Below are 22593 nucleotides of genomic sequence, written 5' to 3' on the forward strand. Positions count from 1 at the left end.
GATGAAACACGAAATTGTAGAAAAGAATCTTGGCCTGATGATTGTTTTTATCATCCTGGTCATCAGTGGTGGTTTTCTGGCGGAAGTGCTCCCGCTATTTTTCCTGAAAGAAGTGAACGAACCGATTGAAGGCCTTGAGCCCATATCGGCGCTGGAACTTGAAGGCCGTGACATCTACATCCGTGAAGGTTGTCACGTCTGTCACACCCAGCAGATCCGTCCGTTCCGTGCTGAAACTGAGCGCTACGGCCACTACTCCGTTGCGGGCGAGTTCGTTTACGAGCGTCCGTTCCTGTGGGGCTCCAAGCGCACGGGGCCAGATCTGGCCCGTGTTGGCGGTCGTTATTCGGATGCCTGGCAGCGCCAGCACCTGTTTGACCCGCGTAGCGTGGTTCCCGAGTCCAACATGCCTGCCTTCCCATGGCTGTTCGAAGATTTGGTAAACCATAAAGGCACCGCAGCCAAGATGACTGCCCTGCAGACTTTGGGTGTGCCCTACACTGACGAGCAAATCGCCAGTGCAGCCGGTGAGCTAGAAGGCAAGTTTGAGATCGAGGCCCTGGTTGCATACCTGCAACAGCTGGGTACCGTACTTTCAGACAAACGGTGATTTGATGGATATTAACGAGTTACGCGGCATGCATACCCTTTTAGTGATGGCGGTATTTATCGGCATCATCTGGTGGGCCTTCAGCGCTCACCGGAAAAAGGCTAACGAAGAAGCAGCCCATCTGCCGTTCGATGATGACGAGGTGGAAAAGCGTACTCTTGAACAGGAAAAAACGGAGAATAAACAATGAGTACCTTTTGGAGCATCTGGATCAGCGTGATCGTGCTCGTGGTGGTCTTTGGTTGTGCCTGGTTACTCTTTGCAACACGCAAGAGCCAGACAACTGATGTAGAAACCGACCGTACCATGGGCCACTCCTTCGATGGCATCGAAGAGTATGACAACCCCCTACCCAAGTGGTGGTTCTATCTATTTGTTGCGACTGTAATCTTCTCTCTTGGTTACTTGGCTCTGTACCCGGGCCTTGGCAACTTCAAGGGACTGCTGGGCTGGACCTCTACCAACCAGTGGGAAGCCGAAGTTGCTTCAGCTGACGAGAAGTACGGCCCAATCTATGCGCAGTTTGGCCAAACTCCGGTGGTGGAGCTTTCCAAAAATGAAGACGCGCTGAAGATCGGCCAACGTCTGTTCGCAAATAACTGCGCTGTTTGCCACGGCACAGCTGCTCGTGGCCAGGTTGGCTTTCCTAACCTGACCGACGGCGACTGGATGTGGGGCGGCTCGCCCGAAGCTATCCTGGAGACCCTGCGCAATGGCCGTATGGGTAACATGCCAGCCAAAGGTGTCATGCCTAACATGACCAATGAGCAGGTGGATCAGGTGGTTAATTACGTTCTGAGCTTTAGCGGTCGGGAAAAAGACGCTGCTGCGGCAGAAGCCGGTAAAGCCGTGTTTGCACAGGGCTGCGTTGCTTGTCACGGTCCTGAAGGAAAGGGCATGCAGGCGCTGGGTGCACCCAACCTGACAGACAACATCTGGCTCTATGGCTCCAACTACGAGTGGATCAGAGAAACAGTTCTGCACGGTCGTGTGAACGAGATGCCTGCTCAAAGCGGTCGCTTGTCCAACGATCAGATTCAGATTCTGGCTGCTTACGTTTACAGCTTGTCGAACTGACTTTCCCGCCGGGCCTCTGGCCCGGCTTGGTCTGTTCAACCCTGTGTCTGCTTCCGCGGGCACAGGCTTGAAAAGATCAGCATCAGCCTTTTTTCAGGCTCCGCATCAGCGCTTTAAAGCTCCTTCTGGAGGTACCCATGAGTAATGAAATTCCGGTCAAACAGGTCGACCCCTCCTCAGAGCCCTCGGGCGGTAAAAAACAGCCGGAGACGGTTGAGCTCTATGCCAGCCGGAAGAAAATCTACGTCAAAGAAGTAACTGGGCTTTTCCAGCGCATTCGTACAGTTAGTTTGATGGCGCTCATGAGCATGTATTTCCTGTTCGTATGGATTACCCTCGATGGCAGCCCGCTGATTCATTTCGATCTGCCCGCCCGGGAATTCCACCTCTACGGTGCAACCTTCTTCCCAAGAGACTTCTTTCTACTGTCGGGCATGTTAATTATTTGTGCTTTTGGCCTGTTCTTCATTACCACGCTTTTCGGTCGTGTCTGGTGTGGCTACACCTGCCCGCAAACAGTGTGGACATTTATCTTCATGTGGGTTGAAGAGCGTATTGAGGGCAGCCGCAACAAGCGTATGAAGCTGGACAAGGCACCCAATTCACGGGAAAAGATCTTTAAAAAATCAGCCAAGCACACAATCTGGCTACTTATTGCACTGCTGACTGGCCTGACATTTGTCGGTTATTTTTACCCGATTCGCGAACTCATTGCAGATATTTTCACCTTTCAGGCGAACGGTTGGGCGTACTTCTGGGTTGCCTTTTTTACTGCTGCCACCTATATCAACGCCGGCTGGATGCGTGAGCAAGTTTGCCTTTACATGTGCCCATACGCGCGTTTCCAGTCCGTTATGTTCGACCCGAACACGCGCATTGTTTCCTACGACCCCAACCGTGGCGAGCCACGCGGCGGCCGCAAAAAGGACGTAAAGCCTGAAGAGGTAGGTCTGGGTGACTGTATTGACTGCGGACAATGTGTCCACGTGTGTCCCACTGGCATTGATATTCGCGATGGCCTTCAATATGAGTGCATTGGTTGTGCTCTCTGTATTGATGCGTGTGATGAAATCATGGACAAGATGGACTACCCTCGCGGGTTGATCCGATACACCACCGAGAACGAACTCGAAGGAAAGCCCTCAAAGCTTCTTCGTCCCCGTACGTTTGGTTATGGCGCCGTTCTGACGGCCATGATCGGGGCAATCATCTTCGTAATAGCAACTCGCGTTCCGGCCCAGCTTGACGTTCTGAGGGATCGCGGCGCACTGTTCAGCTTTAACGGTGAGGGGCGTATTGAAAACTCCTACACCTTGAAAATAGTAAACATGTCAGAAGTACCCCAGACATTTAAACTGTCAGTAAAAGGCCTTGAAGGTGTTCGCATTCTGACCCAAACACAGGTGTCAGTCGCTAGTGGTGAAAACCGCTCTCTGCCGACGGTCGTGGACGTTCCTCCAGAATCGATCCCGCAGTCAAACAACGAAATAATATTCCATGCACAGTCTGAAACGGATGCGTCACTGAAGCTGGAAACTGAAAGCCGATTTGTCGGTCCAACGCAATGATCTTCAAGATCACCGTTGGCAATCTGTAAACAGACGAGACTGAGTGTTATGAATCAACAAGCACCCGCAGCAACAATCGCACCTTGGTATCGGCAGCCCTGGTTCTGGTTCTTGACCATTGCGCCGCTATCTGCGATTACGTTTAGCATGTTTATGCTGGTTGTCGCATCAAATATGCGCGACACAATGGTCACAGACGATTACTCAAAAGAAGGCCGTGGCATTAACCTTGAGATAGCCCGCGACCAGGCTGCCGCAGACATGGGCCTCAACGCTGACATGGCATTTGAAGATCGCAGCATTCTGCTGAATGTGAACACCCAGGAAGGACCAGCAGACTTTCCTTACCTGATCCTTAACCTGTTTCACCCAACGCTTTCTCAAAATGACCGTACTATCCAGTTCCGCAGTGATGGTAATGGTCACTACACAGGGAACATGCTTGGTGACATAGATGGCCGTTGGTACTACGAGCTTCGAGGCCCGGACAACCACTGGCGCCTGAAGGGCGAGGCCTGGCTGCCAACCGAAAGCAAGGTTCATATGGTTCCGAAAGGATCCGCCAAAGGGTGACCCCTGTGGATTGCTTCCATTGCGGCGAGCCGGCTGAAGGCGAGCCGCGCATTACTCTTGAGCTTGATGGCGAAACACGGTTTTTCTGTTGCCAGGGCTGCAAGGCGGTGTGCGAAACCATTCACACCGAAGGCCTCACAGGCTTCTATCAGCTCCGCACACAAGCCGCGATTACCCCTCGCCAGCTAACGGCCACCGAACTGGACAGACTCAGAGAGCTTGACCACCCACTGGTTCAGCAAGCCTTCGTGTCTCCCGTTAAAGGAGGTCATGAGGCCCAGCTTTTGATTGGTGGTATTACCTGTGCGGCGTGCATATGGTTGCTTGAAAACCATATGAAAAAGCAGCCCGGTGTGCTTTCTTTCTCAGTGAACCACACTACCCAGCGAGCACGCCTTGTCTGGGCCCAGGATAAAGCCGGTTTGAGCGATTTGTTGATCGCCATACACGAACTTGGCTATACCGCCCGCCCCTATCAGTCAGATGAAGTAGAGGATCAACTCAAAGCAGAAAATCGCTCAATGTTGATTCGCCTTGCTGTCGCGGGCATGGGCACTTTTCAGAGTATGATGCTCGCTTTCCCGCTCTACTTTGAGTTGGTCAGCGATCTGTCACCAGAACTTGTGTCCTTTTTCCGCTGGTTCGGCTTACTGGTGGCAACACCCGTTGTTTTTTACAGTGCAGATTCGTTTTTCCGCAACGCACTAAGAGACATTAAAACCCGCCATCTGACCATGGATGTCCCCGTAGCCATAGCTATCGGGCTCGCATACATGGCGAGTGCGTGGGTGACAGTAATGGGCGGTGAAGAGGTCTATTTTGAATCTGTCTGTATGTTTACTTTTTTCCTGCTGCTCGGGCGATACATTGAAGTCCAGGCACGATACCGCGCAGGCCTTACCGGTAATGCCCTGGCAGGTTTCAACCCCACGGTAGCAACCAAGGTGACGGGCAAGGAGACGGAAGTTGTACCCGCCCACCAGGTAAAGCCCGGCGATGTGGTTCGTATTCGGCCAGGAGAAACACTACCGGTAGACGGGGTCATTCTGCGAGGCCAGTCCACTCTCAATGAGTCCGCCCTCACTGGTGAGTATTTGCCGGAAACCCGGATTCCTGGAGATACAGTGCATGCGGGTAGCGTTAATGGCGAAAACCCGCTGGATATTCAGGTTGAGAAATCCGGAGCTCAAACAAGGCTGTCAGGAATTCTGCGAATACTGGATCGGGTTCAGTCAGAAAAGCCTCCTGTCGCCCGGATGGCAGATCGCATTGCAGGTAAGTTTGTAGGGCGCGTACTCATTCTTGCGCCGGTCGTCTGGATCGGATGGTGGTGGGCCGGAGCAGACAACGCTTTCGACATCACCCTCTCCGTGCTTGTAGTGACCTGCCCTTGCGCGCTGTCGCTGGCAACGCCCACCGCGATTACCTCAGCCACAGTCAAGCTGCGGCGGCTGGGCTTCCTGCCCACCCGAGGCCACGCGCTTGAATCCATGAATACCATAGATACCGTAATCTTCGACAAAACCGGCACACTGACCCGGGGTAAATTGAGTCTGATTGATACTCGCGTAACGGGGAGTAAAGACAGGGATACATGCCTGCGCCTGGCTTCCGGACTTGAGCAGCATTCTGAACACCCTATTGCTAAGGTATTTCATAACCGGCCATCTGCAGCCATTGAAGAGGTAACTAACCACCTGGGTGGTGGTCTTACAGGGCGTTTGGGTGACCAGGCCTTTTTCATTGGACATAAGGCCTTTGTGGCGGGGCATCTCGACCTGCCCGAGCCGGAATCAGAGCCACACACCGGCATGGAAATCTGGCTGGCATCTGATACCGAATGGCTGGCAAGCTTCTGGCTTGATGATCAGCCCCGGGAGGATGCGGCCCAAGCCATCAAAGCCCTTCAGGATGCCGGAATCCGTACCTTGTTGCTCAGTGGAGACCGCTCAGGCCATGTGCGCGAAATAGCGGATATGCTTGGGATTGACGAAGCTATTGGCCAAGCTTCGCCTGAGCAAAAGCTTGAGGTTCTACAAAAGCTGAAAGCAGAAGGCCGTCAGGTGATGATGGTCGGGGATGGACTCAACGACCTGCCCTCTATGGCCGGTGCAGGAATATCTGTGGCTATGGGCACTGCAGCGGACCTTACACAGCTCAAAGCAGATGCTGTTTTACTCAATGGCCAGTTGATGCAACTTGTGGAGGCACTGGATACCAGTCGCCGCACTCGCAAGATAATCCGCCAAAATATGGCATGGGCGCTTGTTTACAATGTCAGCGCATTGCCGCTCGCAGCCGCAGGCCTGGTTCCACCCTGGGCCGCAGCAATCGGCATGTCACTTAGCTCGTTAATTGTTGTACTCAACGCATTACGCCTTGGTAAACAGCCTCGGGCCACGAGCCACTCAGGAACAATACGAGTTGGCGCACAGGTTGCGCCCTGATACCGTGAACATCTGATTTTTAATATGAGGTTTATCCCGTGGAAGTCGTAGTGTTCCTGATACCGGTCATGCTGATTCTCGTGGTGATGGGCATCTTTCTGTTTTCCTGGGCCGTCAAGAATGGTCAATACGATGATCTGGAAGGGCCTGCACATCGCATCCTTTACGATGACGATATAGATATGATCCCGGAGGAAGCCCGCACCGATAAACAGAATAAAGCTGCAGGCTCCACGAGCGCTGAAGCTCATATTGAAAATGGCGATCCTGAGAGTAAGCCTGATCGATCATGAGCCCGGAACTGTATCTTAGCTATCCCAGTGCGTTTTTCATTGGCCTGCTTGGCAGCACTCATTGCATTGCCATGTGCGGCGGAATCAGCGCCTCGCTCTCCATGGCATTGCCGGTCGGCAAGGGTTTTCGCGTACGGCAGTCAATGTTACTGCTTGCCTATAACATTGGACGCATCGGAAGTTACGCACTGATTGCGGCGCTGGTTGCGCTGCTAAGTACGTCAGCCGCAAACCAATGGACACAGCTAGGCATGATTTTGCGCTCGGCAGCGGGCCTGCTGTTGATTGCAATGGGATTGTCCATGGGCCAGTGGTGGCAGGGCATCCGCTATGTAGAGCGCATCGGTGCCCCACTATGGAAGCGCTTGTCACCCCTTGCCAGCAGGATTCTCCCGATCAATCATGCGGGCCAGGCCCTCGCTCTCGGAGCTCTCTGGGGCTGGCTACCATGTGGATTAGTGTATAGCACACTGGGTTGGGCGGCCTTGCAGCCGACTGTGGGTTCGGCCGCTCTGACAATGGTGTTTTTCGGGCTGGGCACCCTGCCCTCAATGCTCGGGGCAGGTTATGCAGCTAGTTGGATCAATGGCCTGAAAAGCAATCAGATGTTCCGGAAGTTCACCGGCGCTCTATTGATCATTTTCGGGCTTTGGACCCTGCCCCTGCTGGCAATGACCGGCCATTAATTCCACTCTCTGACAAGCCTTCCGGATTCACCAGGCAGTCCTGAGGCCAGAACTAGATATTCAGAACGTCCAGGCGCCCGAAGCTCTGCTCCGGCTCTTGTGCCGGCGCAGCCGTCTGAACGGCTTGGCGCTTGCCCCCCAAGCGCTTGCCCTCGCGAAAATCATAGAGGTTGGGGTCTGCAAGGTGTGATGGCTCAACATTGCATAAGGCCCGGAACATCGACTCAAGCCGGCCTGGATGTTGCTTGTCCCAGTGCTGGAACATTTCCTTGATAACCTGCCGCTGCAGATTTTCCTGAGAACCGCAAAGATTGCAGGGAATGATTGGGTATTCCCGAAGCTCCGCATACCTGGCTATGTCTTTCTCCCGGCAGTATGCCAGGGGACGAATTACAGTATTCCGACCGTCGTCGCTGTGCAGCACGGGCGGCATGGTTTTAAGCTTGCCACCGTAAAACATATTCAAAAACAGGGTTTCCAGAAGATCATCGCGGTGATGGCCCAAGGCAATCTTGGTAACGCCCTGCTCCTCTGCAAAGTTGTAGAGAATGCCCCGCCGTAAGCGTGAACACAGGCCACAAGTAGTTTTACCCTCTGCCACCTTGTCAGTGACGATGCTATAGGTGTCTCGCTCAATGATGTGATACTCGATCCCCAATTCGGCGAGATACCCTGGCAGCACTTCTTCAGGGAAACCCGGCTGCTTCTGATCAAGATTGACAGCAATCAGTTCAAACGACACTGGCGCACTTTTTTGCAGATTGAGGAGTATGTCCAGCATGGCATAAGAATCCTTGCCACCGGAAAGGCAACACATTACCTTGTCGCCTGCTTCGATCATCGAAAAGTCTGAAATGGCCTGGCCGACGTCGCGGCGCAGGCGTTTCTGCAGTTTATTCTGCTCCAGTTTCAGGTTACGTTCGTATACTGAACTATAATTTTGTTCGGGGCTGTCACTTATGGCTTCGGGCATATCTACTGTGTTCAGTGGGAAAATGATCGTGAGATTATACGCATCCACTACTAACAGGGACAGGCTACTAACATGGATATGTTGAGCTCAGATAAAGAAATACCAGGTAAGCGGGAACGCAACCGCATGCGCAACCACGCAGCAATACTGAATTCTGCGCGCATCTGCTTTCAAGAAAAAGGCTATGAAAACACAACCATCCGTGACCTTATCAAAAAAACGGATCTGGCTTCCGGCACCTTCTACAACTATTTTCGGAGCAAACAGGACATCTTTGCGGCCCTTCTCACCGATTTTCTCAGTGGATTGAATGAAAACCTGACTCGTTCACGCCGCTCCGCTGAGAGTACCGAAGAATTTATTCGCCGCTCCTACCATGCAGTATACAGCGCCACCGCAAAGGACCCTCTCGTTTACGAGCTGGCTCATCGTAACGATCGCGCTATAAGGGATCTATTTGGCTCAGGCATACTTGAGCTCATCATGATGTCCCTTGAGGATGATGTTAGAGCAGCTGTTACGCGGGGCATATTGCCAAGCGTCGATCAGGAATATCTTTGTGCTGCGTTCTTTGGCGTGGCCTATGAGACCAGCCTGACTGTCGCGAGGCGCGTGCACCTGCACCCGGAACAAGCAGACAGTGAGGTGGACCGGGCGACGAACCTTGCTACGGCATTGTTCAAAGGCGGGCTGCCCGGGCTCACTACCCTTCCCTGAATACGGCTGCTGGCCTAACATTGTGGCCATGAAGAATATACCCGCGTCCATGAAGTGCTCACAAAGGCCATCGGCAAAAGGCTCTGATACATTGCTGGAGCAACAGGTTCAGCATATGCTGGTGGCTGTTGAGCATGAGCTTCGCAGCGCGCCAGCAGGCATAGACGAGCTCAGCCTGATCAAAAAGCTTCAGGGCCCGCCGTGGAATCTGATTGGCGCACTGGCGTTTCACGATATTCAAGCGCTCTACCCGGTGCATTTTCTCCTGTTCCATGTGCTGTACCGCCTAAGGGATACCCTCGCAGAAGCCGGCGAGAACCTGTATATCTCCCCTTTGCGCATCGGCATTGAGCATCAGGATATCATCGGCGGTAAAGGGCTGCCCGGTACAGTAGACAGCCTTCGTAGTTTCTATCTGGACGTTTCGCAATATGAGTTACCGGAAGAATCGGTTCAGCAAATGATGGATGATTTCTGGGAGGGCCGCGGCGGCTCCAATCCCAGCAGCCCGGAGATTCTGCAAGCCGCCCGAGTTCTCGGGTTCGATTCTGTTCCCGACAATTTTCAAACGGTAAAACAGGCATTTCGAAGGGCTGTGATGCAAGCCCACCCCGACCGTGGTGGAGAAACAGAAGCAATACAGTCACTAAACGAAGCGTTTGCCGTTCTGAAGGCACATTTCAGTCAGATTTTGGAGCACATATGAACGCACGAAAACCCTGGATATCAGCTGTCCTGCTGTCACTTTTTCTCGCAAGTTTTGGCGCAAAAGCCGATCTCGTCGTACTTCAATATCACCACATAAGCGAGTCTACACCGCCATCAACCAGTACCTCTGTATCACTGTTCAATGCACAGTTGGACATGATCACCGAACTGGGCCTTGAGGTTGTTGATTTGTACGAAGCCACAAAGGATTTATTTTCCAACAACCCGTCAACCGGCCAGCGCATCGCGATTACCTTTGATGACGCCTATGAGTCGGTATATAGCACAGGCGCAGACATCCTCCAGGAACGGGGTTTGCCTTACACCATTTTTGTCGACACGGCCGCTATCGGAAAACACGGCTACATGACCTGGGGTCAACTGAAAGAGCTCTCAGGACGGGAGGGTGTAAGCATTGCCAACCACACGGCGGGACACGGCCATCTGGCGCGAAAGCCGGGCGAAGCGGAAGCCGACTGGATAAAGCGGACAAACCGCAGCCTGGATACCGCGCAAGCTGAACTAAAACGGAAACTGGGAACAGACCTGCCTGTATTTGCCTATCCTTATGGCGAGTTCGATGAAGCCCTTGAAGCGAAGGTCTCAGAACGAGGCTGGTATGGGTTCGGGCAGCAATCTGGTGCAATTGGGCCCCTTACAGGCAAAACCCGTTTGCCCCGGTTTCCCATGGCCAACACCTACGGTCAGCTGAACGGCCTGAAAGACAAATTAAACAGCAAAGCCTTCCCCTTAGACACCAACCAACTGCCTGACGGAATCGTGAGTGCCAACCCACCAACCCTGTCTCTGCCTTTGGTAGATGATATTCAGCCCGCCAGGCTGACCTGCTTTGCTTCGGGCATGGGGCGGATTGATTTCAAGGTGACTGACAATAACATTCTGATTAAGGCACCCAAACCCTTCAACAGCCGACGATTCCGCTATAACTGCACCCACCCGGCTAAAGCTGGCGGCTTTTACTGGCTGTCCCAGCAATGGCTGGATTTGAGTAAACCGGAAGACTGATCCGGTTATAGAGCATCTACCATGTTCAGCCCCATTTCACCGGTGCTGACGTGGGGTATCTTGCGGGGGCCACGGCGGGTTTCGATAACCGTTTGGCCCTCAAGATCCTCGTTTCGGGTAAAAACAAGCATCCAACGCTCTGCCCCAGTGCTGGCTACCGGGATACGAGCTTCCAGGTACCCCCGGCGGTGCCAATTCTCCGGCACGAAATCCGACACCAGGTCTGTTACAAGGCGCACAGGGCTCAAAGTGTCATCAAGAAACAAGACCGAAGGTACAACAACCCCTTCACTGGCGTATGAGCGCAAGCGAAACATCTGCCCTTCTGCTTGTCCACCTTGTGGTAGTGAAATCAGTTGATAGGGACTCTCACCTGTGAGGAAGCTGTGCGTGGGAGAACTTTTCTTCAGGTATACGCCAAACTCACGGTTTTCCTGCCAGCGTTCATGATCCTGGGTGTCCAGCGTCTCACAGCAGGTTTCGGAAAATCGGCTCAGGAAGTCGTTGTCAACCTCGGCAATGCCTAGAATAGCAAAGGCTTCGGGATCGTGCCCGGCCACAGGATCAGTTTCAATAAGGGTGTCACCGGCGCGATACACTGTTGCCGGGGTCGCCCCTGGCGGCGGAGCGATAAGCCCTTTTTCCTCATCTGTTCGGGTGTCTGGCTGGTAATAGGTATTTCGAACGGTGCCATCGGCATCACGCCAGGTATAGTAAGGCTGTTCGTCCCCTTCTCGCACATAGCCCTTGCGCCGCAACTCTTCCGCATCCGGATAATTGGCAGCTGTAAACTCGTCACCGCTGGCAGGCTCGCTGACCGGCGGCTCTTCGGCAGGCTTCTCGACGATGGGTGAATAGCGCACGCGTCCCTGCTCATCTACCCAGGAAAAATAGCCTTCCTTGTTTGATACTGTTGAGCCACCAATCTGACAGCCAGACAACATTGCACCAAGAATCAGACAAACAGCCGCAGTCATGAATCTATGTCTGTTCACTGATACGCCCTTTTAAGCTCGATACAGCGTGCTGTCAGAATTTTTTCCGGAAACTGATACCCGCCATAACAACACGGAGAGATGTTTTTACGTCCAGCCCTGCATACGGGTTGTAGATAATGTTGGTAATGTTATCGCAGTTAATGTTGCAACTGGTGTTTGCCGGAATCGTTTCGATGGAGTGCAGATAACTGAGATTCATATCAATTTCTGTATTTTTGTCCCATTTGTAACCCATTCCAACACTGTACAGGTTAGCGCCGCCAAAAGGCGCCATAACCGAACGCTGGTCATCCGGAATTACCGAATCCCTAATCTCAACACCCGCCCTCAAATCAAGCCGTGAGGACGCATGAAATTCCGCGCCGAAAGCCCAGTTCCACTGGCTGGTAAAGCCCAATGGCAATTTGAGGGTGTTCGGTGTGGCATTGTCCGGAGACAAAATCCGCGCAGCGTTAAGGAATTCCAGATTCCGATCGAAACGGAACAGGAATGCATCCCACTGTGCATAGTCAGTCCAGCCTATGTCGGCGTTCAAAGTGAGCTTCGGGTGTACATCCACACTAATACCGGTTTGAAAGTGCTGTGGATAGACCAGATCCATACTTACGTTGCCCGCCTCTCGCGGCGCACCAGATGGCAGACTGAGAATCGCTGAGGTAATGGCGCCGAGAACCGACCCGTTGACACTCTGCCAGAATCCGGACCAGTCATCGGTGTACTGGATCTCGAAGGTGCCCTTCATGTTCATTTCAGCTTCGGAGGTATAGCTTGCCCCCCAGGAAAACCAATCTACCGGCTCCCACATAACCCCAAGTGTGTAGGTAGGGGAAAGTGAATCCTGAACATTAAGGGACATGGCACCTATGTCGTCCCAAGGGCCGACGTTACCACCACAAAGAGCGAGCCAGGGCTGTAGTGGCTCATCGCCACTTTCGCAGTTGAACGCATCCTGAAGAATTTCTGCAACACCCAACAACATGTTAGGGGCCCGCATGTACTGATCAGCAGCAATACCCATATGGGACAAGTGAATGCCAGCGCCCACGGACCATTCTTCATTAATTTTATAACCTACGCTTGGCGCAAGATAAGTCGTGCGCTGCAAGGCAGCCGCCTGAGGCTGATAGCGGCCAGGATCATCTTTGTCACGGTAGAAACCTGCTGCCATAGGTAGATAAAACGCATTGGCAAAGGTCAGTTTCGATCCGGGAGGCGTGATACTGAATCCCGCAGAAGGGGCTACTGCGGGCCCGGGAGGAGTGCGTAGTATTCCAAAGCCGGGAATATACAATGAGACGTTGTTCGTGTGGCTGTGGGTGTTTGCAACAGGGTCCCGTTGTTGGCCGGTATTCGGGTCTATTTCTGTGCCATCAATGCCAAATATTTCATACCCTTCCGGGGCCGTAAAATCAGCGTCAACATCCAGGTAAACACCCAGCAGGTTGATTTCAAATTGGCGACCTTCCAGCTTGGTCAGGCCGGCCGGGTTAAAGTGAACAGCCATGATTCCCGGGGGATCAGCTGTAACGGCATTACCCAGAGCCAGTGCTTTCGGGTGAATCGTCAGGTTCTGTGCCAACTGCGCCTGAGCACCACACGAGATTGTCGTGGCTACCATGGCCGCGAGAAGTTGGCGCTTGTAGCTGTTATGTCCCATGAAATCCTTCCCTTCCCTTTAAATCGTCAGCGGCACCAATCACTCTTTGAGGCCGGAGAAGTTAATGGGTAGGGACACGCCCAGGGAGAAATCCGGGGCATCCTCAGTCAGACCAATACCAACGCTGGTGTTCACTATTGTGGTATCGCTGACACGGGTTCCCAGCGACATACTCAGGAAACCGCTCATCTGGTCCTGCGCCATTGCCTGGTCACCATTGGAGAAAGTAAGGATGGTCTCATCGCTATAGCTCATCTGAGCAGAGATGCTTAGAGAAATGTCATAAGAAAGCGAATAAGCAAATCCGGCGGAACCGGAAAGACTGAAGCCTGGCTCAACTTCCTGAAGCAGTCGCGCACCACGAACCTGCTGCAGATCATCTTCAGGCAGGTTGTAGGTAACACTGACGGACCCGAACACAACAACCGGATCAAGCACTTTCGACAAGCTTGCGCCACCACCAATAGAGTAATAGCCGCTGCCGGTTGAAAGCTGTTCGTTTATATCGATTTCATAAGGACTAACGCCCGTTTTAGTACTGAAGGTACCAAACAGGGTGGTCGACATCTTGCCCGGTACATAGGCAAAAGGCTGCCAGCGACCAGTAAAGGAAATATCACCAAAATCGTAGGTGTTCAGTTCATCCTGGGTGTCGTATTTTACGACCAGAGGAATCCGTGTGCCCACCGTGAAGTTGTCCAACAGCCCGTAATCATAGGAAAACGAGTTGGTGAAGTTGTGGGTTGCCGAAGGGACCACATCGAGGTTACGTACCGATCCGTTTGTAATCGCAAGATCCAGACGCTGATCAGCCGTATAGGAATAGTCAAACGAATAGTTAAGGGAATGACTGCCTTTTTTCTGCAAGGAGTAGTTTTTCTCAGCGGCCTGAAACACTTCTTCAAGCTGCCGCGACGAATCCTCATCGCCCTCCTGCTTTGCGAGCGCATCCCTCGCCTGGCCTACATTGTCGTCCTGCGCCAGGGCTGTGCCCGGAAGCAAACCCGCCGCGGAAACAAGGATAAGACCTCGCACAAACCAACGATTCATCCTGACTCCCTTAATTTTTATTGGTAGTAGTCCTGAGCCGGGCACCGTGCCCGACAAATGTTAATTGCGACGGTAGTGCAACTGTTTTCTTGTGTTTTCTACACTGCCGTCCGGATTGTTTTTCTGCCGTTCAAGCATGTTCTGAATACGTCTGGCTGTAGCCTCATAAAACTCAGGCATGCGCTCAAGTGCCAGCAATGTCATGGTTTGATCATCTACAAAACGCAGATCTTCTTCTTTGAGCTCAAGGTTATCCAGTGGTTTGTCACTACCCGGGAAAACGATAAAAAGCACATTGTCGTCCCATTTCTCTTCGAATTGTGCGAGCGTGAATGACAGGTTGCCTACTGCTGGATCAGCCATATACACACGGCCATCACGAATGGTTCTGAGCACAACAAAATGCTTGAAACCCGCATGATGGATAGGAACGATAGCCGGGTGGTCGAGGTCAATCAGATCGTCGATCGTGGCACGGAAACCACCAGATGGATAACCCAGGGCTGTCACCAAACGCTTCATGTCAAGCATGGAGAAGGCCCGGCGTGCAACGATGCGATCACTTTCGCCATAGTGCAGCAGCCCCTCCATCACTTGGCGCTCCGAAAGATTGCGCCCAAGATAGAAGTTTAAAATGGTGGTCAAGGCGGCACTGCCACAACTGTAGTCGTATGCCTGACGCACAATATTGCGGAATTTCTGCTCGACCAGCGGCTCAACCCGAAACTCCGTGAGCAGCTCCACCGGGCTGGAATCGACCTTTTGCTCGATAACAACCGCACCCTTTTCATAGGGCTCAACCACAGTTGCTTCCTGCACTATGGCGAATGTAAGAATGGATCCAGCGAGCACAAGCAGCATGTCAGACGAAATCCCTGTTTTTGTTATCCATGATATTTATTGGATTACATATTGTTACGGCAAGATACCGAAATAGCGGAGAGTTTAAAGATAACTGTGCCTCAAATCTGGCGCTGCAACGGCGCGCTATCGCAAGGCTATTGGCAAAACAGAGAAGCTGCTCCCGTTACGGGGCCAGGTATGCAGGAGTGCGGGCGCAAGACAAGCTGCACCCGCACGTTGGTCAGATGGTGAAAACAAAATCCATAAGCAGGTAACACAGCAGGGTAACAACCACAATTCCGATGATGTTCAGTGCAAACCCGGCACGGATCATATCCCCTATTTTCATGTCCCCACTTGAGAACACAATTGCATTGGGCGGTGTGGCCACAGGCATCATGAAGGCGCAACTGGCGGCAATCGCTGCTGGAATGGTCAGCAACAACGGCGATATCTCCTGGGAAAGCGCCAGTGCCCCCAAAAGTGGCAGGAAGGCAGCAGTCGTTGCCGTGTTGCTTGTTACTTCCGTAAGAAAAATGATTACTGCGACGACCAGCGTGATCATAACAATCAAGGGCAAGGCACTTGCGACCCCCATAGATTCAGCAATCCAGCTGGCCAGACCGGAACTACTGATAACGCCAGCCATGGCAAGGCCGCCACCAAACAGCAGAAGAACGCCCCATGGTATCCCTTTGGCTGCATCCCAATCGAGTACAAACGTCTGCTGCCGCACAGAAACCGGAATAATGAACATGGCAATGGCGGCTGATATGGCAATGCCCGTATCGGTCAACCAGGGCATGATGCTAGCCGAAAGAAGCGGCCTGAATATCCATGCACTTGCTGTGAGAACAAACACTACAGCCACCAGCTTTTCACCACGGCTCATCTTGCCGAGTGCCGCAAGCTCATCACGTATGGCCTCACCCGCTCCTTCTTGCGCGACCAGGCCAAAATCGTGCCGCGTGAGCCACCACCAGATCAGAGCTAACATAACCGTCGCAACCGGGACACCAAGGAGCATCCATTGAGCAAACCCGACTGACACTCCCTGAGTCTCGCTCAAATAGGCCGCCAGCAGCGCATTAGGCGGCGTTCCTATAAGTGTGGCAATACCACCGACACTGGCGGAATAGGCAATAGCGAGCAGTAGCGCCGTAGCATAGCGCTGAACATTCTCCGGCTGACCGTTGCCCATCATGCTAATGACTGACAGACCGATGGGGAGCATCATTATGGCCGTTGCTGTATTGCTGACCCACATACTCAGGAACGCTGTTGCCAACATGAAACCTGCGACCTGCCGCTTCGGCTCGTTGCCAACCGCTCTCAGCGTCATCAGCGCAATGCGGCGATGGAGCTCCCAGCGCTGCATTGCAAGGCCCAGGGTAAAGCCACCAAGGAACAGAAAAATGATCGGATGTGCGTAAGGCGATGTCGCCTGCGAAATACTCCCCAACCCCAATCCTGGCACCAATACAATCGGCAGCAGAGCAGTGGCCGGTATCGGGATAGCTTCCGTTGACCACCAGGTTGCCATAAGCAACATGAGCCCTAATGCCGACCAGGCTTCCACTGTCATGGACTCTGGCGGCGGCAAAGCCACTGTCATCAGGAGAAATCCGGCACCGACTAGCAGACCAACCAGCTGGCTTATGGGGTAGCCCTGCAAGTTCTCTGTTGTCGATTGTTGGTCAAGCATACAAACACCCCATGTGACGCCACTCCGTCTCAAAATTGGTTTTTATAAGGGTATGAAATTCCGCACAGCGACTGTCCGGCAGGCAATCCGGACATTCAGGCTTGCGGTTCATTATTTAAATGCCATTCTGAATTATAAGCCTAACGCTGAATTGATGTCCGTCATGATTGTGACATGCTGGTCAGAGCACAATAGGAGTGAACCCAATACAAATGCAAAGGAGCTGTATATGAATAACGACATGTTTGATAAAGCCACGCGCCTTAACCAGGCCCTTTTTGAACAGTTCAGCAAAGCTGCAGAAATGCAGATGAACGCGTTCCGCAGGTACGCCGATGTAACCATGGAACAGGCGAAAAAGGTATCGGAAGTTCGCAGTATAGAAGACCTTAAAACGGTAACAAGTGACCAGGCGGAAACCCTGAAGTCCATCAGCGAACAGGCAACCCAAGACCTGAAGGATTGGCAGAGCTACCTGACGGAAGCTCGCGAAGCGATGCAGAAGGCCATATCTGGCGAGCCGGAAGAAACGCCTGAAACCCAAAAGTAGGAGAGCGTCATGCTGGGTCTGGATCTGCTTGGAAAAACAACCTCTAGGCTTGTCAACACCTTTGAGACAAAGGTTCGCGAAGGCCAGCAGCAACTTGAAAAGCTGCTTGGGGATTCTGGTGTTATGGATGCTGCCAAACTCTCCACTCTGGCAGAGATGTCAGATGCCTACAGGGCCATGGCAGAAGACCTGCTTCTGCACCCGCTGCGTTTTGTGGGCGCGGAACTGGATCTTGCTCGCAAACATGCAGCCCTCGGAGGCTACACACTGGCCCGGCTGACCGGGCGTGAAAAAGAGCAGGTTGCTCAGGCAGATCCGGACGACCGGCGTTTCAACGCAGAGGAATGGCACAAACACCTGCCATTTGATGTCCTGCACCAATCCTATCTGATTAACTCCCGGGCTTTTCTGAGCTGGGTAGAAAGTATGGAAGGCTTGCCTCCTGCAGCCCGAGATCAGATGCTGTTCTATGCCCGCCAGCTCACCAGTGCTCTTTCTCCTTCAAATTTTGTGGCAACAAACCCGGAGGTTCTGAAAATAACCTGGGAGCGAAAGGGAATGAACCTGGTCGACGGCGCAAAGCAGCTTGTTGAGGATTTTCGCCAAAACCCGTCCCTGTTCAATGTCGGCATGACGGATCGTTCAGCGTTCGAGGTGGGCGGCAATCTGGCGACAACACCCGGCAAAGTCGTATTTCAGAACGACCTGATTCAGCTTATTCAATACAACGCGACTACAGAAAGCGCTAGCAAGCGGCCTCTGCTCATTGTACCGCCATGGATTAACAAGTTTTACATTCTGGACCTGACGGCCAGAAACTCGTTTATACAGTGGCTGGTTAACCAGGGTCAGACAGTTTTCGTTATCTCATGGCGCAACCCGGGGCCGGAGATGAGAGACAAAGGCTGGGACGACTATATGCTTGAAGGCCCGCTGGCCGCCATGGATGCCGTAACTGCAGCCACCGGCGAAGAGAAGATGAACCTCATAGGTTACTGCATCGGTGGAACGCTTCTGGCATCAACCCTTGCCTGGCTAAAGAAAAAAGGGAGGGATCCTGTAGTCAGTGCGACCTACCTGACCAGCCTGTTGGATTTCTCTGACCCGGGTGGCATTGGCGTGTTCATTAACGAGCATTCGATCCGTGGTATTGAGCGCATGCTGGAACGCAAAGGTTATCTCGACGGCCGCGCCATGGCATTTACTTTCAATCTGCTACGGGAAAACGAGCTATTCTGGTCGTTCTGGACAAACAATTATCTCAAAGGAAAAAAACCTGCTGCCTTTGACCTGCTGTACTGGAATACAGATGGCACCAACCTGCCCGCGAAAATGCACAGTTTCTATCTGCGGGAAATGTACCTCAACAATCGGCTTGTAGAGCCCGATGCGCTTACCTTCGCGGGGGAAACGATCAACCTGGGCGAAATCGATGTGCCGTCGTTCTTTCTTTCAGCACGACAGGATCACATCGCCAAGTGGAAAACGACCTATAAAGGTGCGCTGGTTCATGGTGGTGATGTTCGGTTCGTATTGTCTGGTTCAGGCCACATTGCCGGGGTCATCAACCCGCCATACAAAGAAAAGTATGGCTACTGGACCAACGATACGATGAGCAAGAGTCCCGATGAGTGGCTTGAAAATGCCAAACAACACCCGGGATCCTGGTGGCCACATTGGCTGGAATGGCTACAACAGTATGCTGGCGAGCCGGTTGCCGCTCGAGTGCCGGGAGATGGCAAGCTCGCCATACTTGAAGATGCACCGGGAAGTTATGTCCGGGTGAAAGCGGCAGAAGCCGCTGGGTAACGGGGACATCAGGCGCATATTGAAAAAAGCTGCTGCTCCAGAGCAGGGGGCTTAACGAAAAGCCCTCAGCTGGACAGCAGCTGAATCGGATAGCGAATCGTTGTTCTGTCTACCCCCGGCCTGGATCCAAAATCTACCAGCAACAGGCGATTACAGATTTTGTTCTCCAAACCTGGCTCACCCAGTGTCGATTCAACCACTGAACAGCGAGACACAGCGCCACTGGACTCAATCACTAACTCGGGCGTAATACTGCCCTGCAACGAAGGCTTACGGCGAAGTTCACGATTGTAGATGCTATAGATGGCGGATTTATTTGCATCCATGGTGCGCCTGAGCTCTTCTTTGCTGCGTGTCCGGGAAGCAGTTTCCTGCTTTTCACGCCGCACAACTTCTTTGGCTTCAGCGACGCGGGTCGCGTCTGCCACTTCTGCCCTCTCACGCTCCACCAATGCAACCTGACGACTTTCCCGCTCAAGCACGGCATCGCTCACACCAGCACTGCGTGCATTGGCCGTGGCTCTCGCGGCCAGGGTGTCCTCTGTTTTCCGCGCAATGGGTTCAGCTGTCCGGGTCACCGGTGCATCAAGCTTGATGGAACTGGCCAGTGTGTTGAGCTTTGCAAGCTCGTTGCCCATGGCCAGAATGCCTGTGTTCTTTGCTTTTTCGCGGGCCTTGGCGACGGCTTCAGGCTTTGGAGTTTCCTTTACCTCAGGCTTGGGCGGCAGCAGCTGGGGCTTTGGCTCAGGCTTGGGTTCCGGCTTAGCCACTTCAACCGGCTTTTCTTCCGGCTCTATTTCAGCTTTTGGTTCGGGCTCCGGCTTTGGCTCGGGCACAACCGGCTTGGGTGGTTCTTTTTTCTCAATAACCAGCTTCGCCAGTTGGGGTGGCAGAGCTTCACGCTCCTGCCGATCCTTTTCTGGCAACTCGATCCAGCTCACATAACCGGCAAAGATCACAAACAGGGGCGCTACAACCAGCGCAATGGAAAGCAGTCGCCTGCGCTCCCCGCGCTCACCACTCCACGGCAATCCGTACCGATCTTCTGACATGCTCTGAGTCGAACGCTGGGTCATGCTCCGGCTCCCTCTTTTGTCTGCTGGTTAACCGCCAGAGATATGCTGGCGTATCCCGCATCCACACAGGTAGACATGATCTTTTTGAGCAAATCGTAAGGCAGTTCCCGATCAGCCAGAATAGTAATCGCTCGCCCGGCTTCCGGGGCTGGCTGGCCTGATCGGCTGGCCTGATAGTCCAGCTCCTGCTTCAAACCCGGCTCAATCTGCCCTTCAAGTGCCTGCAATGCCTCCCGCTTGATGACCAAACGCCCGTTTACCAGGATATCCTGGTCGGTTACGGTGAGCGCGAGCACATCTCCCGGTGGTTGCGAGGCAGAGGAATCCGGCAGTTTGATGGTGCTGCTCTGGTTTAGTACCTGCACATCAGACGAAGAGTTAACCATCAGGAAGAACACCAGAATCGTGAAGATGTCCATCAACGATACCAGATTCATCTTGCTCTGGTTATTGTTACGCCTGTGATGGCGCTTCTGGCGGCGGGCTTTTGCTGATTCTTTCATGACTGCCCCCCTGCCCTTTCTGCGTCTTCAGTGCTCTCTACAGGGGCATCGCCCAAAGAAATCTCCGGAAACAGCTCCGCCTCTACCAGGTTGCCTGCAACAACCGCATCGTAGGACCGCACCGTATCCATAACACTGACCAACACCTGATACGACGTTTCCCGGGAAGGCATGATAATCACGTCCTTTTTCTCGGGAATACGGCTTTTAAGCTCTTTCATGACATCTTTAAGAACAGCGAAATCGTGCTCGCCTCCTTTCTGGTCGATACTCTTGATAACGCCGCCCTGATTGTCTGCAACAACCAGGCTATCCGCGTGGATAACCACCTGTATTTGCAGCTCTTCAACCTGCTCTGACGCAAGACTTTCGCCAGTGGGAAAGTTGAGTTCAAGCACGCTGGTGTGTGCAAACACCATGTTCAAAAGCAGCACCGGCACCAGCACAATCATGAGGTTCATGAATGGCGTGATATCGAGATCCGGTTCGCTCTGTAATCGACGATGTTTCCGTCTCATAGCCCGAGATCCTTTAGCTGATTATCAGGCCGACGCTGCTGCCGGAGCAGAAGATGACACGGATTGCGCCTGGGACTGAACACCAGGGCGAGATCCTGAACCATCGCTGAGCAGGTTAAGTACTTTGATACCGGCCATTTCAAAGCTGTCTACAATTTCGTTGGTCTTGGTCTGCAGAACGGAATGAACCAACAGCATGGGAATAGCTGACATAAGACCAAATGCGGTGGTGTTCATGGCCACAGAAATACTCTGTGAAAGCAGGCTGGCTTTTTGCGCGGGGTCTGCAGCGGCAACAGCAGTAAAGGCTGCGATCAGGCCGATGATGGTTCCCAACAGACCAAGCAGTGTTGCGATATTGGCAAGCGTTGCAAGGTACTGGGTGCGCTTTTCAAGGCGCGGCATTACATCCAGCAACCCTTCTTCCATAGCGTACTCGATGTCTTCACGGCCCTGTCGACGTGCCAGCCGCTGAAGGCCGTAACCGATCATGGTGGACATGCCCGTACCGGACTCCTGAGCGTAATTAAGCGCGCCCTTGAAATCTTTTTTCGCAATCATCTGGTGCAGACGATTGAAATCCCTGCGATTAGTGATCTTTTGCGCAGACAGGTATACGTATCGCTCAATGGCTACTATGAGTCCGATGATCAGCACAATGGCGATCGGAAACATAAAAAAGCCACCTTCCTGAAAAAAGCGAACGGCGGTATCGATCATTTTTTAGGCACTCCATGGTTCAGTTTGGGAACAGTCTAAGCGCTAGGCTACTTCAAAGGGGTTAAGTTTTCGGGGGTCTGTGTTGCGGTTTGTTGTAGTTTGCACTCGAACACAGAAATACTGTGACGCACATCTCACTGCCAGGCGGCTTTTACTGTGCCTTCAAGGTGTTGTCACTGCATTTTCCAAGGCATGCTGCTCAGCCTTGAAGGCATCATGGTAACGGACAAGCCGTTGAAATTCGTATCGATCCATAGGGGTAAAGGCCTGCTCCACCAACAGTTGCTCATCGGGCGCTCTGAGTTCGTCCACTTCCGGGGGCTGCCAGGGCACCAGGTACATCACTGTCGGCACCTCCTGATCACCACGAATTCGGGTGCCCTCAATGGTTACTATCCCTGAGTCCTGGGCCTGAGCAGGCAGTATGCAAAGCAATGGCGAGGCTGCCAGCAGAAGGATTCTGAAAATAGTTTTCATGCGTTTCGC

At 52.9% G+C, this 22593-nt stretch carries 24 protein-coding genes; 13 read left to right on the forward strand and 11 right to left on the reverse strand.

What is annotated here, in order from left to right:
* Position 1: 1 nt before the first annotated feature.
* The 8 genes from ccoO (at position 2) to FE848_RS01520 (ending at position 7254) form a co-directional block, all read left to right on the forward strand.
* Positions 2–610 carry a cytochrome-c oxidase, cbb3-type subunit II gene (gene ccoO, locus FE848_RS01485; RefSeq protein ID WP_200200963.1) on the forward strand — a complete coding sequence of 203 codons (609 nt, stop codon included), beginning with the start codon at positions 2–4 and terminating at the stop codon, positions 608–610.
* Between the two features lie 4 nt (positions 611–614).
* Complete coding sequence (locus FE848_RS01490) at positions 615–800, forward strand: cbb3-type cytochrome oxidase subunit 3 (RefSeq protein WP_200200964.1); 186 nt, start codon at positions 615–617, stop codon at positions 798–800.
* Entirely contained in the window at positions 797–1687 is an 891-nt protein-coding gene (ccoP, locus tag FE848_RS01495) for a cytochrome-c oxidase, cbb3-type subunit III (protein ID WP_200200965.1), read from the forward strand. Before FE848_RS01490 ends, ccoP begins: the two co-directional genes overlap by 4 nt.
* 137 nt (positions 1688–1824) lie before the next feature.
* Positions 1825–3255 carry a cytochrome c oxidase accessory protein CcoG gene (gene ccoG, locus FE848_RS01500; RefSeq protein ID WP_200200966.1) on the forward strand — a complete coding sequence of 477 codons (1431 nt, stop codon included), beginning with the start codon at positions 1825–1827 and terminating at the stop codon, positions 3253–3255.
* 48 nt (positions 3256–3303) lie between these two features.
* Positions 3304–3828, forward strand: coding sequence for a FixH family protein (locus FE848_RS01505; protein ID WP_200200967.1), 525 nt, complete (start codon positions 3304–3306; stop codon positions 3826–3828).
* The gene (locus tag FE848_RS01510) at positions 3825–6275 is read left to right on the forward strand and encodes a heavy metal translocating P-type ATPase (protein WP_200200968.1); all 2451 of its coding nucleotides are present in this window, start codon (positions 3825–3827) and stop codon (positions 6273–6275) included. Before FE848_RS01505 ends, FE848_RS01510 begins: the two co-directional genes overlap by 4 nt.
* A 38-nt stretch (positions 6276–6313) precedes the next feature.
* On the forward strand, positions 6314–6568 hold the full coding sequence (gene ccoS, locus FE848_RS01515) for a cbb3-type cytochrome oxidase assembly protein CcoS (protein ID WP_200200969.1): 255 nt from the start codon (positions 6314–6316) through the stop codon (positions 6566–6568).
* Positions 6565–7254, forward strand: a complete 690-nt coding sequence (locus FE848_RS01520) for a sulfite exporter TauE/SafE family protein (RefSeq protein ID WP_200200970.1) — start codon at positions 6565–6567, stop codon at positions 7252–7254. The genes ccoS and FE848_RS01520 overlap by 4 nt, the downstream gene beginning before the upstream one ends.
* 52 nt (positions 7255–7306) lie before the next feature.
* Here FE848_RS01520 and ttcA read toward each other — a convergent pair whose 3' ends face one another.
* Entirely contained in the window at positions 7307–8227 is a 921-nt protein-coding gene (gene ttcA, locus FE848_RS01525; protein ID WP_200200971.1) for a tRNA 2-thiocytidine(32) synthetase TtcA, read from the reverse strand.
* A 72-nt stretch (positions 8228–8299) separates the two neighbouring features.
* Between ttcA and FE848_RS01530 the strand changes: the two genes are divergently transcribed.
* Genes FE848_RS01530 through FE848_RS01540 form a run of 3 tightly spaced genes read left to right on the forward strand, consistent with a single transcriptional unit; the run spans position 8300 to position 10678 of the window.
* Complete coding sequence (locus FE848_RS01530; protein WP_200200972.1) at positions 8300–8944, forward strand: TetR/AcrR family transcriptional regulator; 645 nt, start codon at positions 8300–8302, stop codon at positions 8942–8944.
* Positions 8945–8972: 28 nt separating this feature from the next.
* Positions 8973–9650 (forward strand): DNA-J related domain-containing protein, encoded by a 678-nt coding sequence (locus FE848_RS01535; protein WP_200201296.1) that lies wholly within the window; start codon positions 8973–8975, stop codon positions 9648–9650.
* On the forward strand, positions 9647–10678 hold the full coding sequence (locus FE848_RS01540; RefSeq protein WP_200200973.1) for a polysaccharide deacetylase family protein: 1032 nt from the start codon (positions 9647–9649) through the stop codon (positions 10676–10678). The genes FE848_RS01535 and FE848_RS01540 overlap by 4 nt, the downstream gene beginning before the upstream one ends.
* Positions 10679–10683: 5 nt before the next feature.
* On the opposite strand, the gene FE848_RS01545 is transcribed toward FE848_RS01540, so the two are convergent.
* The 5 genes from FE848_RS01545 to FE848_RS01565 all read right to left on the reverse strand — a co-directional run bounded on the left by FE848_RS01545 (position 10684) and on the right by FE848_RS01565 (position 16931).
* On the reverse strand, positions 10684–11655 hold the full coding sequence (locus tag FE848_RS01545; RefSeq protein WP_200200974.1) for a MalM family protein: 972 nt from the start codon (positions 11653–11655) through the stop codon (positions 10684–10686).
* A gap of 52 nt (positions 11656–11707) precedes the next feature.
* On the reverse strand, positions 11708–13333 hold the full coding sequence (locus FE848_RS01550; RefSeq protein WP_200200975.1) for an OmpP1/FadL family transporter: 1626 nt from the start codon (positions 13331–13333) through the stop codon (positions 11708–11710).
* Between the two features lie 39 nt (positions 13334–13372).
* A complete protein-coding gene (locus FE848_RS01555; RefSeq protein WP_200200976.1) occupies positions 13373–14383 on the reverse strand; it encodes a transporter in 1011 nt (336 codons plus the stop codon).
* A 60-nt stretch (positions 14384–14443) separates the two neighbouring features.
* A complete protein-coding gene (locus tag FE848_RS01560) occupies positions 14444–15244 on the reverse strand; it encodes a C39 family peptidase (protein ID WP_200200977.1) in 801 nt (266 codons plus the stop codon).
* A gap of 223 nt (positions 15245–15467) precedes the next feature.
* Positions 15468–16931: an SLC13 family permease gene (locus tag FE848_RS01565; protein ID WP_200200978.1), complete on the reverse strand. Its 1464-nt coding sequence runs from the start codon at positions 16929–16931 to the stop codon at positions 15468–15470.
* 229 nt (positions 16932–17160) lie between these two features.
* Between FE848_RS01565 and FE848_RS01570 the strand changes: the two genes are divergently transcribed.
* Positions 17161–17481 (forward strand): phasin family protein, encoded by a 321-nt coding sequence (locus tag FE848_RS01570; protein WP_200200979.1) that lies wholly within the window; start codon positions 17161–17163, stop codon positions 17479–17481.
* Positions 17482–17490: 9 nt separating this feature from the next.
* The gene (locus FE848_RS01575; protein WP_200200980.1) at positions 17491–19290 is read left to right on the forward strand and encodes a PHA/PHB synthase family protein; all 1800 of its coding nucleotides are present in this window, start codon (positions 17491–17493) and stop codon (positions 19288–19290) included.
* A 65-nt stretch (positions 19291–19355) separates the two neighbouring features.
* Here FE848_RS01575 and FE848_RS01580 read toward each other — a convergent pair whose 3' ends face one another.
* From FE848_RS01580 to FE848_RS01600, 5 genes are all read right to left on the reverse strand, one after another.
* On the reverse strand, positions 19356–20366 hold the full coding sequence (locus FE848_RS01580; RefSeq protein ID WP_227715072.1) for an AgmX/PglI C-terminal domain-containing protein: 1011 nt from the start codon (positions 20364–20366) through the stop codon (positions 19356–19358).
* The gene (locus FE848_RS01585) at positions 20363–20869 is read right to left on the reverse strand and encodes an ExbD/TolR family protein (protein ID WP_200200981.1); all 507 of its coding nucleotides are present in this window, start codon (positions 20867–20869) and stop codon (positions 20363–20365) included. Before FE848_RS01585 ends, FE848_RS01580 begins: the two co-directional genes overlap by 4 nt.
* A complete protein-coding gene (locus FE848_RS01590) occupies positions 20866–21387 on the reverse strand; it encodes an ExbD/TolR family protein (RefSeq protein WP_200200982.1) in 522 nt (173 codons plus the stop codon). Before FE848_RS01590 ends, FE848_RS01585 begins: the two co-directional genes overlap by 4 nt.
* Before the next feature lie 24 nt (positions 21388–21411).
* On the reverse strand, positions 21412–22107 hold the full coding sequence (locus FE848_RS01595; RefSeq protein ID WP_200200983.1) for a MotA/TolQ/ExbB proton channel family protein: 696 nt from the start codon (positions 22105–22107) through the stop codon (positions 21412–21414).
* Positions 22108–22269: 162 nt separating this feature from the next.
* Positions 22270–22584 carry a hypothetical protein gene (locus tag FE848_RS01600; RefSeq protein WP_200200984.1) on the reverse strand — a complete coding sequence of 105 codons (315 nt, stop codon included), beginning with the start codon at positions 22582–22584 and terminating at the stop codon, positions 22270–22272.
* Between the last annotated feature and the right edge of the window lie 9 nt (positions 22585–22593).

It is taken from the genome of Marinobacter sp. 1-3A (genome assembly GCF_016597775.1).
In the GTDB taxonomy this organism is placed as follows: Bacteria; Pseudomonadota; Gammaproteobacteria; order Pseudomonadales; family Oleiphilaceae; genus Marinobacter; species Marinobacter xiaoshiensis.

What these genes read in the sequence shown, in the direction of transcription:
- FE848_RS01530 (WP_200200972.1), top strand. Translation starts at nt 8,300, where the DNA reads ATGGATATGTTGAGCTCAGATAAAGAAATACCAGGTAAGCGGGAACGC.
- ccoO (WP_200200963.1), top strand. Translation starts at nt 2, where the DNA reads ATGAAACACGAAATTGTAGAAAAGAATCTTGGCCTGATGATTGTTTTT.
- FE848_RS01550 (WP_200200975.1), bottom strand. Translation starts at nt 13,333, where the DNA reads ATGGGACATAACAGCTACAAGCGCCAACTTCTCGCGGCCATGGTAGCC.
- FE848_RS01595 (WP_200200983.1), bottom strand. Translation starts at nt 22,107, where the DNA reads ATGATCGATACCGCCGTTCGCTTTTTTCAGGAAGGTGGCTTTTTTATG.
- FE848_RS01585 (WP_200200981.1), bottom strand. Translation starts at nt 20,869, where the DNA reads ATGAAAGAATCAGCAAAAGCCCGCCGCCAGAAGCGCCATCACAGGCGT.
- ccoP (WP_200200965.1), top strand. Translation starts at nt 797, where the DNA reads ATGAGTACCTTTTGGAGCATCTGGATCAGCGTGATCGTGCTCGTGGTG.
- FE848_RS01545 (WP_200200974.1), bottom strand. Translation starts at nt 11,655, where the DNA reads ATGACTGCGGCTGTTTGTCTGATTCTTGGTGCAATGTTGTCTGGCTGT.
- FE848_RS01505 (WP_200200967.1), top strand. Translation starts at nt 3,304, where the DNA reads ATGAATCAACAAGCACCCGCAGCAACAATCGCACCTTGGTATCGGCAG.
- FE848_RS01540 (WP_200200973.1), top strand. Translation starts at nt 9,647, where the DNA reads ATGAACGCACGAAAACCCTGGATATCAGCTGTCCTGCTGTCACTTTTT.
- FE848_RS01575 (WP_200200980.1), top strand. Translation starts at nt 17,491, where the DNA reads ATGCTGGGTCTGGATCTGCTTGGAAAAACAACCTCTAGGCTTGTCAAC.
- FE848_RS01555 (WP_200200976.1), bottom strand. Translation starts at nt 14,383, where the DNA reads ATGAATCGTTGGTTTGTGCGAGGTCTTATCCTTGTTTCCGCGGCGGGT.
- FE848_RS01580 (WP_227715072.1), bottom strand. Translation starts at nt 20,366, where the DNA reads ATGACCCAGCGTTCGACTCAGAGCATGTCAGAAGATCGGTACGGATTG.
- FE848_RS01565 (WP_200200978.1), bottom strand. Translation starts at nt 16,931, where the DNA reads ATGCTTGACCAACAATCGACAACAGAGAACTTGCAGGGCTACCCCATA.
- ccoG (WP_200200966.1), top strand. Translation starts at nt 1,825, where the DNA reads ATGAGTAATGAAATTCCGGTCAAACAGGTCGACCCCTCCTCAGAGCCC.
- FE848_RS01600 (WP_200200984.1), bottom strand. Translation starts at nt 22,584, where the DNA reads ATGAAAACTATTTTCAGAATCCTTCTGCTGGCAGCCTCGCCATTGCTT.
- FE848_RS01535 (WP_200201296.1), top strand. Translation starts at nt 8,973, where the DNA reads ATGAAGAATATACCCGCGTCCATGAAGTGCTCACAAAGGCCATCGGCA.
- FE848_RS01560 (WP_200200977.1), bottom strand. Translation starts at nt 15,244, where the DNA reads ATGCTGCTTGTGCTCGCTGGATCCATTCTTACATTCGCCATAGTGCAG.
- ttcA (WP_200200971.1), bottom strand. Translation starts at nt 8,227, where the DNA reads ATGCCCGAAGCCATAAGTGACAGCCCCGAACAAAATTATAGTTCAGTA.
- FE848_RS01590 (WP_200200982.1), bottom strand. Translation starts at nt 21,387, where the DNA reads ATGAGACGGAAACATCGTCGATTACAGAGCGAACCGGATCTCGATATC.
- FE848_RS01570 (WP_200200979.1), top strand. Translation starts at nt 17,161, where the DNA reads ATGAATAACGACATGTTTGATAAAGCCACGCGCCTTAACCAGGCCCTT.
- FE848_RS01490 (WP_200200964.1), top strand. Translation starts at nt 615, where the DNA reads ATGGATATTAACGAGTTACGCGGCATGCATACCCTTTTAGTGATGGCG.
- FE848_RS01520 (WP_200200970.1), top strand. Translation starts at nt 6,565, where the DNA reads ATGAGCCCGGAACTGTATCTTAGCTATCCCAGTGCGTTTTTCATTGGC.